13 protein-coding genes and 1 tRNA gene are annotated in these 15,215 nt (G+C 43.4%); 8 read left to right on the top strand and 6 right to left on the bottom strand.

All coding sequences use genetic code 11. The annotated features are described in order from the left end of the window. Window positions 1–139: 139 nt before the first annotated feature. The 3 genes from PSF16_RS03835 to PSF16_RS03825 form a co-directional block, all read right to left on the bottom strand. The gene (locus tag PSF16_RS03835) at window positions 140–1,906 is read right to left on the bottom strand and encodes a bifunctional alpha/beta hydrolase/class I SAM-dependent methyltransferase (RefSeq protein WP_036962243.1); all 1,767 of its coding nucleotides are present in this window, start codon (window positions 1,904–1,906) and stop codon (window positions 140–142) included. 9 nt (window positions 1,907–1,915) lie between these two features. Beyond that, window positions 1,916–2,539: a CDP-alcohol phosphatidyltransferase family protein gene (locus PSF16_RS03830; RefSeq protein WP_036962246.1), complete on the bottom strand. Its 624-nt coding sequence runs from the start codon at window positions 2,537–2,539 to the stop codon at window positions 1,916–1,918. Between the two features lie 232 nt (window positions 2,540–2,771). Then, complete coding sequence (locus tag PSF16_RS03825) at window positions 2,772–3,596, bottom strand: AraC family transcriptional regulator (RefSeq protein WP_006661855.1); 825 nt, start codon at window positions 3,594–3,596, stop codon at window positions 2,772–2,774. 152 nt (window positions 3,597–3,748) lie between these two features. Between PSF16_RS03825 and PSF16_RS03820 the strand changes: the two genes are divergently transcribed. From PSF16_RS03820 to PSF16_RS03800, 5 genes are all read left to right on the top strand, one after another. Continuing rightward, complete coding sequence (locus PSF16_RS03820; RefSeq protein WP_272688793.1) at window positions 3,749–4,699, top strand: 4-hydroxyproline epimerase; 951 nt, start codon at window positions 3,749–3,751, stop codon at window positions 4,697–4,699. Between the two features lie 8 nt (window positions 4,700–4,707). After that, entirely contained in the window at window positions 4,708–5,955 is a 1,248-nt protein-coding gene (locus PSF16_RS03815; RefSeq protein ID WP_272688792.1) for an NAD(P)/FAD-dependent oxidoreductase, read from the top strand. Window positions 5,956–5,970: 15 nt separating this feature from the next. Further along, window positions 5,971–6,837, top strand: a complete 867-nt coding sequence (gene dapA / locus PSF16_RS03810) for a 4-hydroxy-tetrahydrodipicolinate synthase (protein WP_006659975.1) — start codon at window positions 5,971–5,973, stop codon at window positions 6,835–6,837. Between the two features lie 11 nt (window positions 6,838–6,848). After that, window positions 6,849–8,333, top strand: a complete 1,485-nt coding sequence (locus tag PSF16_RS03805) for an aldehyde dehydrogenase (RefSeq protein WP_036962256.1) — start codon at window positions 6,849–6,851, stop codon at window positions 8,331–8,333. 84 nt (window positions 8,334–8,417) lie between these two features. Further along, window positions 8,418–9,932: an alanine/glycine:cation symporter family protein gene (locus PSF16_RS03800; RefSeq protein WP_272688791.1), complete on the top strand. Its 1,515-nt coding sequence runs from the start codon at window positions 8,418–8,420 to the stop codon at window positions 9,930–9,932. 13 nt (window positions 9,933–9,945) lie between these two features. Here the strand turns inward: PSF16_RS03800 and PSF16_RS03795 are convergent. Then, window positions 9,946–10,033, bottom strand: a tRNA-Ser gene (locus PSF16_RS03795). 341 nt (window positions 10,034–10,374) lie between these two features. On the opposite strand from PSF16_RS03795, the gene ghrA reads away from it, so the two are divergent. The 3 genes from ghrA (at window position 10,375) to PSF16_RS03780 (ending at window position 12,844) form a co-directional block, all read left to right on the top strand. Then, window positions 10,375–11,316: a glyoxylate/hydroxypyruvate reductase GhrA gene (gene ghrA / locus PSF16_RS03790; protein WP_006659971.1), complete on the top strand. Its 942-nt coding sequence runs from the start codon at window positions 10,375–10,377 to the stop codon at window positions 11,314–11,316. A 366-nt stretch (window positions 11,317–11,682) separates the two neighbouring features. After that, window positions 11,683–12,243 (top strand): TorD/DmsD family molecular chaperone, encoded by a 561-nt coding sequence (locus PSF16_RS03785; protein WP_272688790.1) that lies wholly within the window; start codon window positions 11,683–11,685, stop codon window positions 12,241–12,243. Between the two features lie 79 nt (window positions 12,244–12,322). After that, the gene (locus PSF16_RS03780) at window positions 12,323–12,844 is read left to right on the top strand and encodes a YnfC family lipoprotein (RefSeq protein ID WP_272688789.1); all 522 of its coding nucleotides are present in this window, start codon (window positions 12,323–12,325) and stop codon (window positions 12,842–12,844) included. Window positions 12,845–13,167: 323 nt separating this feature from the next. Here PSF16_RS03780 and PSF16_RS03775 read toward each other — a convergent pair whose 3' ends face one another. Next, window positions 13,168–13,728 (bottom strand): lipoprotein, encoded by a 561-nt coding sequence (locus tag PSF16_RS03775; protein ID WP_006661850.1) that lies wholly within the window; start codon window positions 13,726–13,728, stop codon window positions 13,168–13,170. A gap of 39 nt (window positions 13,729–13,767) precedes the next feature. Beyond that, window positions 13,768–14,973, bottom strand: coding sequence for a multidrug efflux MFS transporter MdtH (gene mdtH, locus PSF16_RS03770; protein ID WP_036979348.1), 1,206 nt, complete (start codon window positions 14,971–14,973; stop codon window positions 13,768–13,770). Between the last annotated feature and the right edge of the window lie 242 nt (window positions 14,974–15,215).

Here is a 15,215-nt window from a genome sequence, read left to right as displayed (position 1 = left end):
TATTCATTGCTTTGTTCTAGATGAATCGTGCCCATATCACCGTTGATTGGCTGTTTTTCAGCCGTATCGGTATGAGATAAATAAAAATACAGGTTACTGGTGATGATACCAATAACCTGTAAATTAAAGAGAAAAATAATTAACGGCGTCGAGCAAGGGACACGCTAAAAATACCCCAGTTATCGATAGATTGAGTGATTTTTTCGAACCCAGCCTCTTCGACTAAGGCATCCATTTCGCCTTGGCTACGGCAGCGCATGACCCATGCTTTCCCACCTTGGTGACTGGGTAATACTCGGGCGATCATTTCAACCTGAGGATGCCATGGTTGGCAGGTATAGATAAGCAAGCCACCGGAAGGAATGGCGCGAGAAAGCCCATCCAGTGAGGCTCGGATCAGTTCATTACTTGGGAATAGCTCATACAGACCGCTGACAATACCTAACGTTGGCGCTGGAGAAACAGCAGCAAGATCATCAGCATCGAACGCATTACCTTCTTCGAAACGGATTTTATCTTCTAGGTAACGCTCTTTGATGTGTAAGCGACCTTGTTCAACGTTAATTGGGCTATAGTCACGAAGCAGAACGGAGTCCACTTTCCCATAATCATTGATAGCATCGAAGATGTAGCGCCCTTGACCTGCGGCGATATCCATAATGCGGACGGGTTTTCCGCTATTGGATAGCTCTCGAATGGCTTGGCGAATAATATTTTCAATATTTACTTTGCGCTGGCGGATCCCTTGCCAACCAATACTGTTGAGGTATTGCCTATCGATAATTCGTCCAAATAGACCAGAACCCTGTGCCTGATTGCGATAGACATAATCAAGTGTTGAGCCAGAATCAAAGCCCTTATCGTAACCAATACGGACGCCTTCAGAGGCTTTACCTAAAGTACTCATGGATTTGCTCATGATTTTATAGGCAATGTTTTTTGGGCAATATTCAGGTAATGGCACGCTTAATGAACGGTAGGCATCCGCACTGGTGCTCCATGTATCTTCAAACTGGTAATCATGTTGATACAAAGGAAGCGCGAATAATTTATCAATAAACTGACGAATTTTTTCGATAGGGATATGTCGGTCTTTTTCACCTAATGTGTCGTGATAAAAACCTGACAGAATATGCTTCTCTTTAATTGGCGTATTTAATCGCTCATAAAATTGATGTTGTGGCTTATGGTGTACCACATGGTCGCTACCTGAAATAAATAACTGGGTTGGCAATGTGATTGCCGCAGCATCTGCCACGATGCGATCCGCCGTGGTATAGAGCTCCAGAAGAATGTTGACGGCAATAGGGCGAGTGATCAGCGGGTCATTGTTAAATGATTGAATGCGTTGCTCATCATGGGTTAAAAACTTGGCTTTCACATAAGAGTTTACGTAGAACAGTCCACGCAATTTTTGCATGAGTCCCAAACCGGTGCGAGCAAATGGGACATATAATTTAACTTTAAATGCGGGAGACGCAAGCACCATTCCGCGAATTTTTGGGGCATAGTCATGTACCCATGCAGACACTAATACTGCGCCAACACTTTGACCAATAACAATAATATTTTCGAATGGGATTTGATATTGCTCGGATACGTAATGGACAAACTCATCAACATCACTAATGGACGTGCTCAGTGATGGGCTATAGCCCCGCGGACCTTCATTACGGCCATGCCCTCGAGCATCCCATGCGAACATAGCAAAATCAGAAAGGTTTAATTCATCCACTAAATGAGAGACACGACCAGAGTGCTCATGACCTCGGTGAAACAAAATAATGGCTTTATCGGTGATGTGTTCAGTAGGCCAATAACGGTAAAACAAGTTCGTATGATCACTGGTGGTGAATTGAGATTCGACGACAGGACGTTGTGTCGAATAGTCTGTTTGTGTGTTCATTATCATTCCTTAATTATTTTCCGATACTGCGCTTAACTCAGTCAGTGCACGGCGAATACGGTTATAGCAGGTATAGAACAACAGCAGGGAGAGGACGGCAAAAAGGATATTTATCCAGCTTGCAACTACCAGTTGTGGAAAAATACAGACAAATAATCCTAATGCACCAAAGACAAATGCACGATCACTTTTACCGACAGGGCCATCATAACGGCGAGATGCGCCCATTGCTTGAGCGATGACGCCGATAAATTCAGTTAATACAGAGAGAAAGAGGCTCAACAAAATCCACCAAAAAGCCTGCGGGAAAATGAGGACGAAAGGTAGGTACAAGGCGACATCGGAAATGACATCGCCCAGTTCATTCAGCATTGCTCCGAGATGGCTTTTCTGGTTGTGTTCGCGAGCAAGCATACCATCAATGGCATTGAGAGCCATGCGGATAAATAAGACAAATGGGAGTAAGATAAATAAGTAGGGAGTTGGAAAAAGCGCTAATAAACAGCCTACAATAATGGACAAGCCTAATGCAGCAAGGGTCACTTGGTTTGCCGTGATCCCCGCATCAAATAGCTGACGAACAATGGGGCGTAGCAGATTCTGAAATTTAGGTTTCAGATCATAAATGGTCATTCACTCATCCTTAAAATATACCGCAGTAGGGGGCAGTTTAGTGCTATATCAATACGCGATTATGTTTTAGCTACAATATGTTTTAGCTACAATAAGAGCTGTCCTAAGTTCCTCGTTATCACGATGAGGACAGCAACTATTTTACCATTGATGATTAGAGGATAAGTCAGGGAAAAAGTTCGCTCGCCTGAGTAAAGACCCAGAATTGAGGGGGACATGCATCGTTCAACGATTAGATGGAATAAGCAATCTCCTGTTCATTCACTGTCTTTTTATCGATATTAGAACGCATTCGTTTAAATTGGCTGGGAGTCATATTGGTCAGTTCTTTAAACTTACGACAAAATGCACTGTGATCGGCATAAGCACATTTAATTGAAATATCTGTAATAGAATAGTCTTCTTCTAATAATTCGATAGCATGTTCAAGGCGCTTCTTCTGAATATATTGCTGAGGTGTAATATGAAAAACTGTTTTAAATTGACGATTAAGTTGAGATAACGACAACCCTGAAATTTCAGCCAGTGTTGTTATTTTAATTGCGGTATCAAAATGCTGGCTAATATATTGTTCAACTCGACCTAATTGATTATTTAATTTAGTACTGACTGATTTTTCATCTTGTAAATCCACAGAAATGCCCGCGACACCAATCACCTGATTACGTGTATCAAAAATAGGCACTTTGGTCGTTAAACACCAACCTAATAATCCCGCCTTATAAAGATGTAGCTCCAATTTATTGATAACACTTATTTTTTTCTGCATAACCAAATAATCTTGAGAGCTATAACTCTGCCCCAAATCCGCGTGAAAAATATCTTCTGCAGTTTTTCCTATTACGCCATTGCGCTGATCAACTTTACATCGTTTAGCAAGGTTGTCATTGGCAAGCAAGTATTTGGCATTACGGTCTTTAACGAAGAAAGTCACATTAGGAAGTGTATTGATTAAAGGCATGACCAACCCAAGATGATTTAACAAATTATTAATATTATCCACGGGGAAAAGCATGTTTTCCTGACTAATCAACAACAGTTTATTTAAATCAATCATATTGCGCTCCAATGCATTCAACTAATTTTAATAGTTATCTGAAATGTTTTTAAATTGTGCAGAAATACGCATAGGTTGATTCGAAAGATATCAAGAGTTGTTTACACAAATCAAGCATTCTATTAACAAATGATATTAATAAGGATGAACTGATGCAGAGTAAATATAAGAAAATTGAGGTTATAGACTCTCATACCGCAGGGGAACCCACACGTTTAGTGATTGATGGTTTTCCTGATTTAGGGAATTCAGACATGGCGTCGCGCCTACAAACGTTACGCACAGAATATGACCATTGGCGATGCGCAACCATTTTAGAACCTCGAGGTAATGACATTCTAGTTGGTGCATTACTGTGTAAACCCGTTAACCCTAAAGCTGCGGCGGGCGTGATTTTCTTTAATAACGAAGGCTACTTAGGTATGTGTGGTCACGGTACCATCGGTTTGGTCGCATCATTACATTACTTAGGGCGCATTGGTTACGGTGAGCATTTAATTGAAACCCCAGTGGGGGATGTGACCGCTAAATTACATGAAGATGGTAGCGTGAGCATTCAAAACGTTTATGCATATCGCTATCGCAAAGCCGTTCAAGTTAACGTGCCTGAGGTTGGGCTAGTGACTGGGGATATTGCATGGGGCGGAAACTGGTTTTTCCTCGTCGAAAATTCACCACTTGCTATCTTGTATGGGAATGCGAAGGCGCTGACGGAGGTCTGTTTAAAAATCAAAAAAGCCCTCGTTGATCAAGGTATTTTTGGTAAAGATGACCAAGAGATTGACCATATTGAATTGTTTGGACATTGCGATGGTGCAGATAGCCAAAGTTTTGTGTTATGTCCCGGAGGGGCATATGACCGCTCGCCATGTGGTACGGGCACCAGCGCGAAATTAGCGTGCCTTGCTGCGGACAACAAGCTTGAGGAAGGTAAAATTTGGCGTCAGGCAAGTGTTATTGGTAGCCAATTTCAAGCCAGTTATCAAGTTGCGGATGCTAACGGCATCATTCCAACGATTCGTGGCAATGCTTACATCAGCGGTGAAAATACCTTACTGATTGATGAAAACGATCCGTTCCGTTTTGGTATCACGGTGGAGTGAGGTCGACGATGGATAACAGATATTCCGTCATTGTAGTCGGTGGGGGCATTGTTGGGCTCAGCATTGCGTTATCCGTACAACATCACGGCACGGACGTTTTATTGCTCGATAAAAACCAAATTGGCTCAGGTGCCTCTTTTGGTAATGCGGGGCATATTGCAACTGAGCAGGTATTTCCTGTTGCCGATCCGTCAGTGTTAAAGTCCATTCCCAGTATGCTACTTGATCCTTTAGGCGCTCTGCGTATTGATTGGCGCTATATCCTGCCATTAGCACCTTGGCTATTGAAATTGTTAGGGAATATGCGCCATAAACCATTTCAACATATTCACCGCGCGCTTTCTGTGCTAAATGCTGCGTCATTACCCTCTTGGCAAGCATTTTCAAAGCAATGGCAGCTGGAGGATTTGGTCAAAATTCAAGGTTCATTGCTGGTAGCAGAAAAAAATGCCACTTTGGAAAAGCTGCGTCGCCATGGGGAATATTTGAACAATATGGGGGTGCATAATCAGCTATTGGATCAACCCCAATTGCTCGCACAACAACCTGAACTCGCGACTAACCAAATTGGTGGATTGTTCTATCCCGATACTGGACATGTAGTGGATCTCACACAAATGCACGAACGCTTAACACAGGCTTTTGTGATTTTAGGTGGGAAAGTACTGACAGAATGTGAAGTGACCGCCATTGATTCTTCCTCAGCAAATCAAGCACGAGTGACGACACCTCAAGGGACGTTTATTGCGGATAAAGTCGTGATTGCTGGGGGCGCATTTTCAAAGTCATTAGTGAAAATGGTGAGTCGCATCAATGTCCCTTTGGAAACCGAGCGCGGTTACCACTTGATGTTACCAAATGAAAAAGGGCGTTTGTCCATTCCGATTTCCAGTATGGATCGCCGTTTTATTATGACGCCAATGAACGGTGGGTTGCGCCTCGCAGGCACTGTTGAATACGCAGGTTTGAAGCGTCCACCCAATATGCAACGTGCCCGCCACTTTTTACCGCTGGCGAATCCAATGCTGAAAACACCATTAGATAGCCAAAATACCAGTGAGTGGATGGGTTTCCGTCCCACTATCTCAGACTCCTTACCGGTCATAGACCAAAAAGGTCCGTATGTATTTGCCTTTGGGCATCAACATTTAGGGCTAACACAAGCGGCAATTACCGCAGATATCGTCAATAACATGATCCACGGGCAACCGACACCGCTCGATTGCTCGCCTTTTTCGATTAAGCGCTTTCTTTAATTCAGGAGAATTATAATGAATTTCCATGGCATTCTTGTTCCGTTAGTCACTCCATTTCATGATGATCTTTCATTAAATATCACTGCGTTAGCAGAGTTAACCGAAAAACTGATCGCCAGTGGTGTGACGGGGTTGGTGGTCTGCGGCACCACGGGTGAATATTACGCGTTAAATGAAGACGAACGTAAAACCGTATTAACCACGGTCAGTAAAATTGCCAAAGGGCGTGTGACGCTGATTGCAGGAATTAATGACTTATCTACCGAGGGCGCAATTAAACGCGCAGCACAGGCGAAAGAACTGGGTTATGAAGGGCTGATGTTATCACCACCACCGTACAGTTTACCGGATCAAAACGGGGTTTATGCTCACTATGAGAAAGTCGCAAAATCAACTTCATTACCCATCATTATGTACAACTTCCCAGCCCGTATTGGCATTGAGATTGAGTTAGATACCGTCGTGAAGCTGGCGGAAATCGACAATATTGTCGCTATCAAAGAGAGTAGCGGTAGCTTTAGTCGCGCCCTGCATTTACTCCAAACACCGTTTAAAAACTTTGAGGTCATTTGCGGTTGTGATGACCAACCTGTGGATTTCTTCTTCTGGGGTTCGAAAAGTTGGATTGCCGGTGCAGGCAACGTGTTCCCAGTAGAGCAAGTTGCCATTTTTAATGCGGCGCAGCAAGGCGATTGGACAAAAGCTAAGCAGATTATGCAAGAGATTTATCCTGCGATTTACTCTATGGAATCAGGTAACTATAACCAAAAAGCTAAAGCTGGCTGCTTAAAAGGAACCTTTAATGTAGGACCTGTTCGCTTACCTCTGTCCAATATTAGCCTGCAAGAACGCCATGAATTTCTTGCACTGATTAAGCCATAGCGGGGTTGTTTATGTTGATCACGAAAGAGCAAATATTTGAGCGAGCGAAACAGAGCCAACTCTGGGCGGGCAACTTGATTGCGGGCCACCAAAGTGGGAGTGCCAAGCTTAAAAATTATACCCCCATCGATAATAGTTCGATTGGTTATATCGCGGATGGCAGTGCGCAAGATGTTCACGCGGCGGTTCGCATTGCTCGTGAAACCTTTGATGAGGGCTGCTGGAGCGGTTTGTCCCCTCAAGAACGTAAACAGGTCATGTTACGTTGGGCGCAATTAATTGAAAAACATAGCGAAGAACTAGCGGCATTGGATTGCGTCGATGCAGGTAAGCCTATCACTGAATGTTTAAATACGGATTTACCCGCAACAGTCGAAACGTTTTATTGGTATGCAGAAGCTATCGACAAACTGTTTGGCAAAATTGCGCCAACTGGGCGTCAAGAAATGGGGTTAATTGTTCATGAGCCTATCGGTGTCGTGGGCGCTGTTTTGCCATGGAACTTTCCTGCACAAATGTTTGCCTGGAAAGTCGCGCCGGCGTTAGCGGTTGGTAATTCTGTGATTGTGAAACCTGCCGAATTAACCTCATTGAGTGCTTACCGTATGGTTGAACTTGCTTATGAGGCGGGTGTGCCGAAAGGTGCATTAAGTTTGGTTTGCGGGTTGGGCGAAAAAGTGGGGGAAGCGTTAGGGCGTCACCCTGATGTTGATATCGTCTCATTCACAGGGTCGACAGAAGTAGGGCGTTTATTTTTGAAATACTCCGCAGAAAGCAATCTAAAAGAAATTGTTTTGGAATGCGGTGGAAAAAGCCCACAAGTGGTCTTTGAGGACGCAGATTTAGATGCAGCTGTTCCGCATATCATGGCGGCCGCTTTCTGGAATATGAGTGAAAACTGTAGCTGTGGCTCGCGGTTAATTGTGCACGAAAATATCAAAAAGCCCCTGCTCGAAAAATTAGTTGCCGCAGTATCAACATGGCAAGTTGGGGATCCGCGTGATGCGTCTGTGTCAATCGGTCCCATGATTGAACAGGCACATTTTGAAAAAGTAGGATCGTTTTTAGAAACCACCCTTAAAGAGGGAGGGAAACTTATCACAGGAGGAAAAATACACAGTGACCTCGGTTCAGGGTGGTACATAGAACCGACAATTTTTGATGCTGTTACGCCAGAAATGTCTCTCTTTCGACATGAAGTTTTTGGTCCCATTTTAGCCGTTACATCATTTAAGACGGATGATGAAGCGGTGAATTTAGCCAATGACACTCACTACGGGTTGGCGGCTTCGTTTTATAGCCAAAATGTCCATCGAGTGATGAATATTGCACGTCGTATCAATGCGGGGACCGTGTCGGTCAACGGATTTAGCGAAGGTAATATCACCACGCCATTTGGTGGTTTCCGTCAGTCAGGTTTTGGGGGGAAAGACAACGGCTTAGAAGCCTTTGAACAATACACCCAAACAAAAGTTATCTGGTTTATCAATCAGTAAAATGACATTGACCTGAACCTTGCGAGGTTCAGGTTTCGACCCTTGCAAATACACAAATACAATTACAATCGTCGAGGAGTACATATGGAAGCCATCGTGAATACCATCGTTGGTTACATCTGGGGTAATGCTCTCGTATTCTTATCTCTGGGTGTCGGTCTCTACTTCACATTAGCAACACGCGGTGTTCAGTTCCGTTACATCGTAAAAATGGTCTGTTTATTAAAGGAAAATAAAGCGTCAAAAGATGGGATTTCCTCTTTCCAAGCCTTCTGTTTAGCCTTATCTGGGCGTGTCGGGGTTGGTAACATTGCTGGGGTGGCAACCGCGATTGCCGCGGGAGGACCTGGAGCGATTTTCTGGATGGTCGTGATGGGTTTATTAGGCGGTGCCAGTGCCTTTATTGAATCCACCCTTGCGCAAATTTATAAGCAGCGCTCAGATGATCAGTATCGTGGCGGTTCACCGTACTATATTGAAAAAGGATTGAAATTAAAGCCTTTTGCGATTTTTGTCGCGGCTGTTATTTGTTTATCTTACGGTGTATTAGTCCCTGGGATCCAAGCCAACACAATTGCGGACTCCTTCCAAACCGCCTTCAATATTCCGCCAATGGCAACAGGTGCATTAGTCACTGTGTTGATGGCATGGCTGATTTTCGGTGGCGTTAAACGTATTGCGAGTGCAGCAGATAAAATCGTCCCGATTATGGCATTAGCTTACATTGTCATGATGGTCATTATTCTAAGCAGCCATTGGGATAGCATACCGGGCATGTTTAGCTTGATTTTCCGCAGTGCGATGGGAATGGATGCAGTATTCGGTGGTATTGTGGGCACCGCAGTATCATGGGGTGTACGCCGTGCGGTGTTTTCAAACGTGGCAGGGGCGGGTGAAGCAACATTCAGCTCCGCAGCCGCAGAAGTTAGCCATCCGGTAAAGCAAGGGTTGATCCAAGCATTTTCTATCTATATTGATACGGTCGTGGTATGTACGGCATCAGGGCTGATGATTTTAGTCACCAATATGTACAACGTATTCCCTGACGGTGCGGCGATTGCGCTTGTGGAACATGTTCCTGGGGTAGCAGCAGGAACGGCATGGACTCAGATGGCAGTATCCACGGTATTTACCTCGGCAGGGGCTGGATTTGTCTCTATTGCCGTCTTCTTGTTCGCTTTCACAACCTTAATGGCGTACTACTATATTGCAGAAACCACCATTGTTTATCTTGATCGTAAGCTTAAATATCCCGTGCTTAAGCTGATTTTGAAATTCGTTTTCTTAGTGATTGTCTTTATGGGAAGCGTGCAATCGGTCAGTATCATGTGGGGACTTGGTGATATCGGTTTCGGCAGTATGAGTTACTTGAACTTGATTGCGATTGTCTTCTTATCGAAACCGGCATTAAGAGCATTACGTGACTTTGAAAGACAAACCAAATTAGGTGTCGATCCTGTGTTTGATCCAAAAGCTGCGGGAGTTGAAAATGCAGAATTATGGGAAGAAATCAGTCGTGAGTATCATGCCCAAGGTGTTGGAATCGATAAGATTGATGGAACTGGAAAGATAAACAAGAAATTAGTCGAGGAAGAATAATCTAGATTAGAAATGGCGGTGAGGGAGGGATTCGAACCCTCGATACGTTGCCGTATACACACTTTCCAGGCGTGCTCCTTCAGCCTCTCGGACACCTCACCGTTTTTCTAAATTGTGGTTGTAGAAATTGTTATAAATAACTTGTCCTGCAACGGGGCGCTACTATAGGGAAAAGAGCGCCTTCCGTCAACTCCCAATTAAATAAAAACCGAATTTTTTCTATCGTTTAGCTAAATAAAAACCAATTTGATTACTCTCTAATCTTAAAAGATTATTCTTGGTTAGAAATTGATAATAAATTGTTTATTTAAACTTCAAGCGATTAATCTAGATTCCGTTAACTCCTTAACAAAATCCTCATCTTATGGAAGTAAAATGCGGGTCTTGACTTGAAAATAAACCTCAATACGCACACTCTGGTAGAAACCTATAAGGAGTTGCCATGAATATTCTATTTTACCATCCATTTTTTGATGCCAATCAGTGGATTGATGGCATGCGTGCTCGATTGCCTCAAGCCAATATTCGTCAATGGAAGCCGGGAGATACCCAACAGGCAGATTATGCCATGGTATGGCTTCCACCTTATGAATGTCTGGCGGGTCGTCAAGACCTAAAAGGTATTTTTGCGTTAGGGGCGGGTGTGGATGCGATTTTGAAACAAGAACACGATAACCCAGGCACATTACCCGCAGGGGTTCCGCTGATGCGCTTAGAAGATACTGGCATGGCAATTCAAATGGAGGAATATGCAGCGGCAAAAGTGTTGTATTACTTCCGTCGTATGGACGAATACCGCCAATTACAATCCCAGCGCCTGTGGAAACAATTACCTGCGTATACCCATGACCAATTTGTGGTAGGTGTCATGGGGGCGGGGGCATTAGGTCAAGCTGTCGCAAAACGCTTAGAGAGCTTTGGTCTTAAAGTCAGAACGTGGAGCCGCTCTGAAAAGCAGATTCCGAATGTGAAGAGTTACTATGGTCAAGAGCAGTTAGCGGATTTTTTATCGGGAACCCGAGTGATTGTCAATTTACTGCCGAGTACACCGGAAACGGTGGGTATTTTGAATCATCAATTATTTAGCCAACTTGAGCCAAACGCCTATATTATCAACCTTGCCCGTGGCGCCCACTTAATTGAGCAAGATTTGTTGGTTGCGCTAGAAAAAGGTCAAGTTGCGGGCGCATCTCTCGATGTTTTTGCCACTGAGCCGCTTCCCCATATGCATCCATTTTGGACGCATCCGCGCATTGCAATTACACCACATGTTGCCGCATTTACATTACCTAATGAAGCCATGGATATGATTGCGAGTAATATTCAACGCATAGAAGCTGGTGAACGTCCTTTAGGTGTTGTCAATTTAGCCCAAGGCTACTGATTTCCCGTTCTAGTTTTTGCCGTCACGTTGCTAGCTGCGTCAGCACACCCTAGACACATACTTGTGTATGCTCCTAGGGATGTGCTTTCTTGCCGCCGAGTGACAACAAAAACTTGTTAGGGATATGTTCGCTATATTTATGCGATTACGCGATTTCCCGCACCTAAGGTTGAGGGAACTGTCGCGTGAATTATTTTGAGGATACTTCAGTTAGCTGATTTTTTATTTGAGAAATCATCATTAGCGACTATCAGCGGCATATATAGAATTGAGCAAAGCGTGGGTTTTCTGTTTTTTCAGGTATACTGCACTGCATGATGATCACGAAAAAGTGATTGCAGGAAATTTGCTAACAGGAAGAAACTCATGAATGAATTTTCAATCGTCTGCCGTATTTTAGGCACTTTATTTCAACGTTCTCCAGACGATGCTCTCGTGAAGCCGCTTATCGATATGATTGCTCAAGATAAGCTAAAAGCTTCATGGCCATTAGAGCAAGATGAGTTGTGGGGAAGAATGGCTAAAGCCATGGATCACAAAGCGATTACTGCGGATTATCAAGCCATGTTTGGTCATGAGCCAACCGTGCCACCTTTTGCCCATCGCTATGATGAAGAGATCACGGAAGCAGAAATCCGTGAATTTCTTGTCACGCGTGGCATGACGTTAACCGATGCGCCTGCTGATGCATTTGGTGCGTTATTACTCTCGGCATCATGGTTAGAAGACCAAGCTGCGGAAGATGAAACTGCGGCGCAAGAAGAGCTATTTGATAGCTATATTCTGAGCTGGTATGGCGCTTTTCTGGGTAAAGTTGAGGCTCATGCGACAACTCCGTTTTATCGTACACTCGCGCAAATTACTCGCGATGCGGTGATTGCTCTGCGTGATGAGCTCGATTCTGAATCAGAAAGTGACAGTGAATAAGTGACGGTGTCACGAATTGAGTGGAAAGAAAGTGGATATCGTTTCTTTCTTTCCACATAAGACCTAAAGGATAGACACAATGACTCCGACAAAACTTCACGGTTTAATGTTTCTCTTTATGTCACCGTTGGCGCTGGCGCAAGTGGATAATGAATTGCTTAACTATGATAAACGCATGGTTAATTACAGTACTGAATTTCAATTTGACCCGCTTTACGGAAAAGTCAAAGAATTGACTCAAACCATGAACGATGACAAAGGGCTCAGAAAAAAGGTGTCAGTGTCATTTAACCCCCATGGCTGTCTCAACGAGTTAACCTATTATAATAAAGACAGCGAAACGGAATTTACGATCGTCAGAAAATCTAAACAGCTTTACTTTTTGATTGATAAGCAAAAACTCAAAGGTTACCGCATCGATAAAATGTGTAATTTGCAAACCGGAGAATTGTTGAATTGGAAATACCATTACCGTAATGGTTTGGTGAATAAGATCACTCAAGGAGATAAGGACATTGCTACGTTTGTCTATGGTAGCGAGCTTTTACCAATCGAAACTCACTATTTCAATGAAAATGAAGTTACTAATACAAAAAAATGAGTATTTCTTCACGGATGGTTTAGTGACAAAAATTCTTTTTCATGCCACGAAAAATCAGCAGCCCTATTACGAAATTGTCCAAAAGTGCACTCATTATGATGATCATAAAAACCCAACTTCGTGCACCAGTGTGATGACATACAGTGATGGGCGAGTGGATAAATTCACGTATGACTATAAAACGACTTACTACGAGTAAGAATACAGAGTTAAATAATTAGTGATGTTGTGGAAATTTGTCCATAAAAAAAGCAACCTAGACCTAAGGTTGCTTTTTTCATTTTACGATTATTTATTTATCAATCGAAAATATTTATGGTCAATCAATCCACCATGGGGATCACCAATTTACCCGGTTTAACTTCTAGTCCTTTAGCTAATTTTTTAGCTGTCGCTTCTGCGGCACTATTATCAGGGTTCAGGACATACACAGGTTGAGTCGAGAAGAAGGTTTCAAGGGAGCTATTTAAATAAGGGATCACGGCGGAAATGGCAGTGTCCATATTTTCTGGGGTAATTTTATATTGAGTAATTTTTAGCTCTTTCAAATAGATAGAACCAGTCTGTGCATCAAAGACAGGGCGGGCAGTTAGTGTTAATGCAATATCAGCCGCTGCTGCGCCAATCAATGAGTTCATTTTTACAGTGGCTTCGCCTTTTAATGCAATAATACCCGGTTCGCTACGACCAATTTCTGATTGCAAGTTATGTAAGGTGATATCCGCATCTGCAAACCCAGTAATACCAATGTTATTCTCGTATTTAACCTTGGTCGCAAGGTAACTGTTAATTTGTGATTCACTGATAGTAAATTCGGTTAATTTGTCACAACCCGTGAGAATAAACAGCAATCCGAAGATAGATGCCAAGAAAATATTTTTCATAATCACTCCTTTATACAGTAATCCCCCAAGTGTAACGTATTACTGCCCGCTCAACATGACTGTTTCAATTTTTTTACGGTTAAACTGGCGATGAAGTGTCCAAAGTGTAATAAATCCAATGGTACCGAGCAAGAACCAAGGAAGTTGCGGTATATTCCATTGATGCCCAATATCATACATCCAACCACCACCGGTATAGCCAACTGCACCACCGAGTGCTAAACCTAATCGACTAAAGCCCATATAACTACCACGAGCACGTGGATCGGCAAGGGAGGCGCTCAGGGTTTCACGAGCAGGATCGGCGGTCACAGTACCTAGGTAGAAAATGCCAATCAATACAAACAGAATATTGATGGAGGATGTCATTCCAATAGGGAACATACTTAGGCTCATTAAAAACAATCCCGCCATCAAGCGCTGTTCCAAACGGAAATGTTTTTCGCTCCAACGTGCAATCGGATAAAGCAGTGTCAGAGAAATGGCAGCTTCAATGGCATACATCCATTTTACCGCCGTAGGGGTACCCGCTAATTCGTTGACGGCGATAGGGAACATCAACATGACTTGCACAGATAACATAAAGTAGCCGGAAAGGGTGACCACATAAGTCACAAATCGTTTATCTTTTAAGACTCTGTGCATACCATCACGAATAGGGGCTTTAATCGTAGAAATGCGATAAGCAGGCAGCAACCAAGCATTAAAAAGTGCAGCAATCACAAACACAGCAGCCCCTGCCCAGCAAACATAGTGGAAATCATACTGTAATAACCAACTTCCGATTAACGCACCAATCACCGCACCCGCACTGTCTTGCATGAATAACAACGAATAAAAACGTCCTCGCTCATAAGGGCGAGTCAACTTAATCACTAAAGCGGTTCGTGGTGGATCAAATAAGGTGCCACCAAGGGCAGACAGCACACAAGATAGCCATAACACCCAAGGATCATAAGCCAACGCCATCAAGACAAAACCCGCAGCGCGTAACAGCATCCCGATAATAATTAACGGTTTAGCACCGAATCGGTCGGCAATCGCACCCCCAAAAATGCCAAAACCTTGCTGCACAAATTGACGTAACCCAAGGGCAAAACCAACCACCACGGCAGCCCAGCCAAGCTGTTCAACAAATCGAATTGAAATTAAAGGAAAAACCACGAAAAAGCCAAGAACAACCAACATATTGTCCAGTAAAAGGAAATATTTACCAAGGCTTCTTGCCCGCGACACCTGTGCCATGAAACACCATAAAAATTAGTAACGGAAGGAATGATTCTTATTAATAGTATCAGGAGTTTGGGGGGAATGATGGGATGTGTACCATGATATTTTTTTATCGATAAATCCGTCATATTTCTCATTATAGGGGTGTTGGCAGCGCTCGCTCGCCCTCGTCACATACTTATGTATGCTCCAAGGGACTCACTGACTTGCCGCCTACCTCTAATGCGAAATCTTTAGGATTTATGGTGTGAATATTT

This window comes from Providencia sp. PROV033, assembly GCF_028484855.1.
Classification (GTDB): Bacteria; Pseudomonadota; Gammaproteobacteria; order Enterobacterales; family Enterobacteriaceae; genus Providencia; species Providencia alcalifaciens.
Note: the sequence above shows the minus strand (reverse complement) of the source record. Positions and strands in the feature narration are given on the sequence as shown.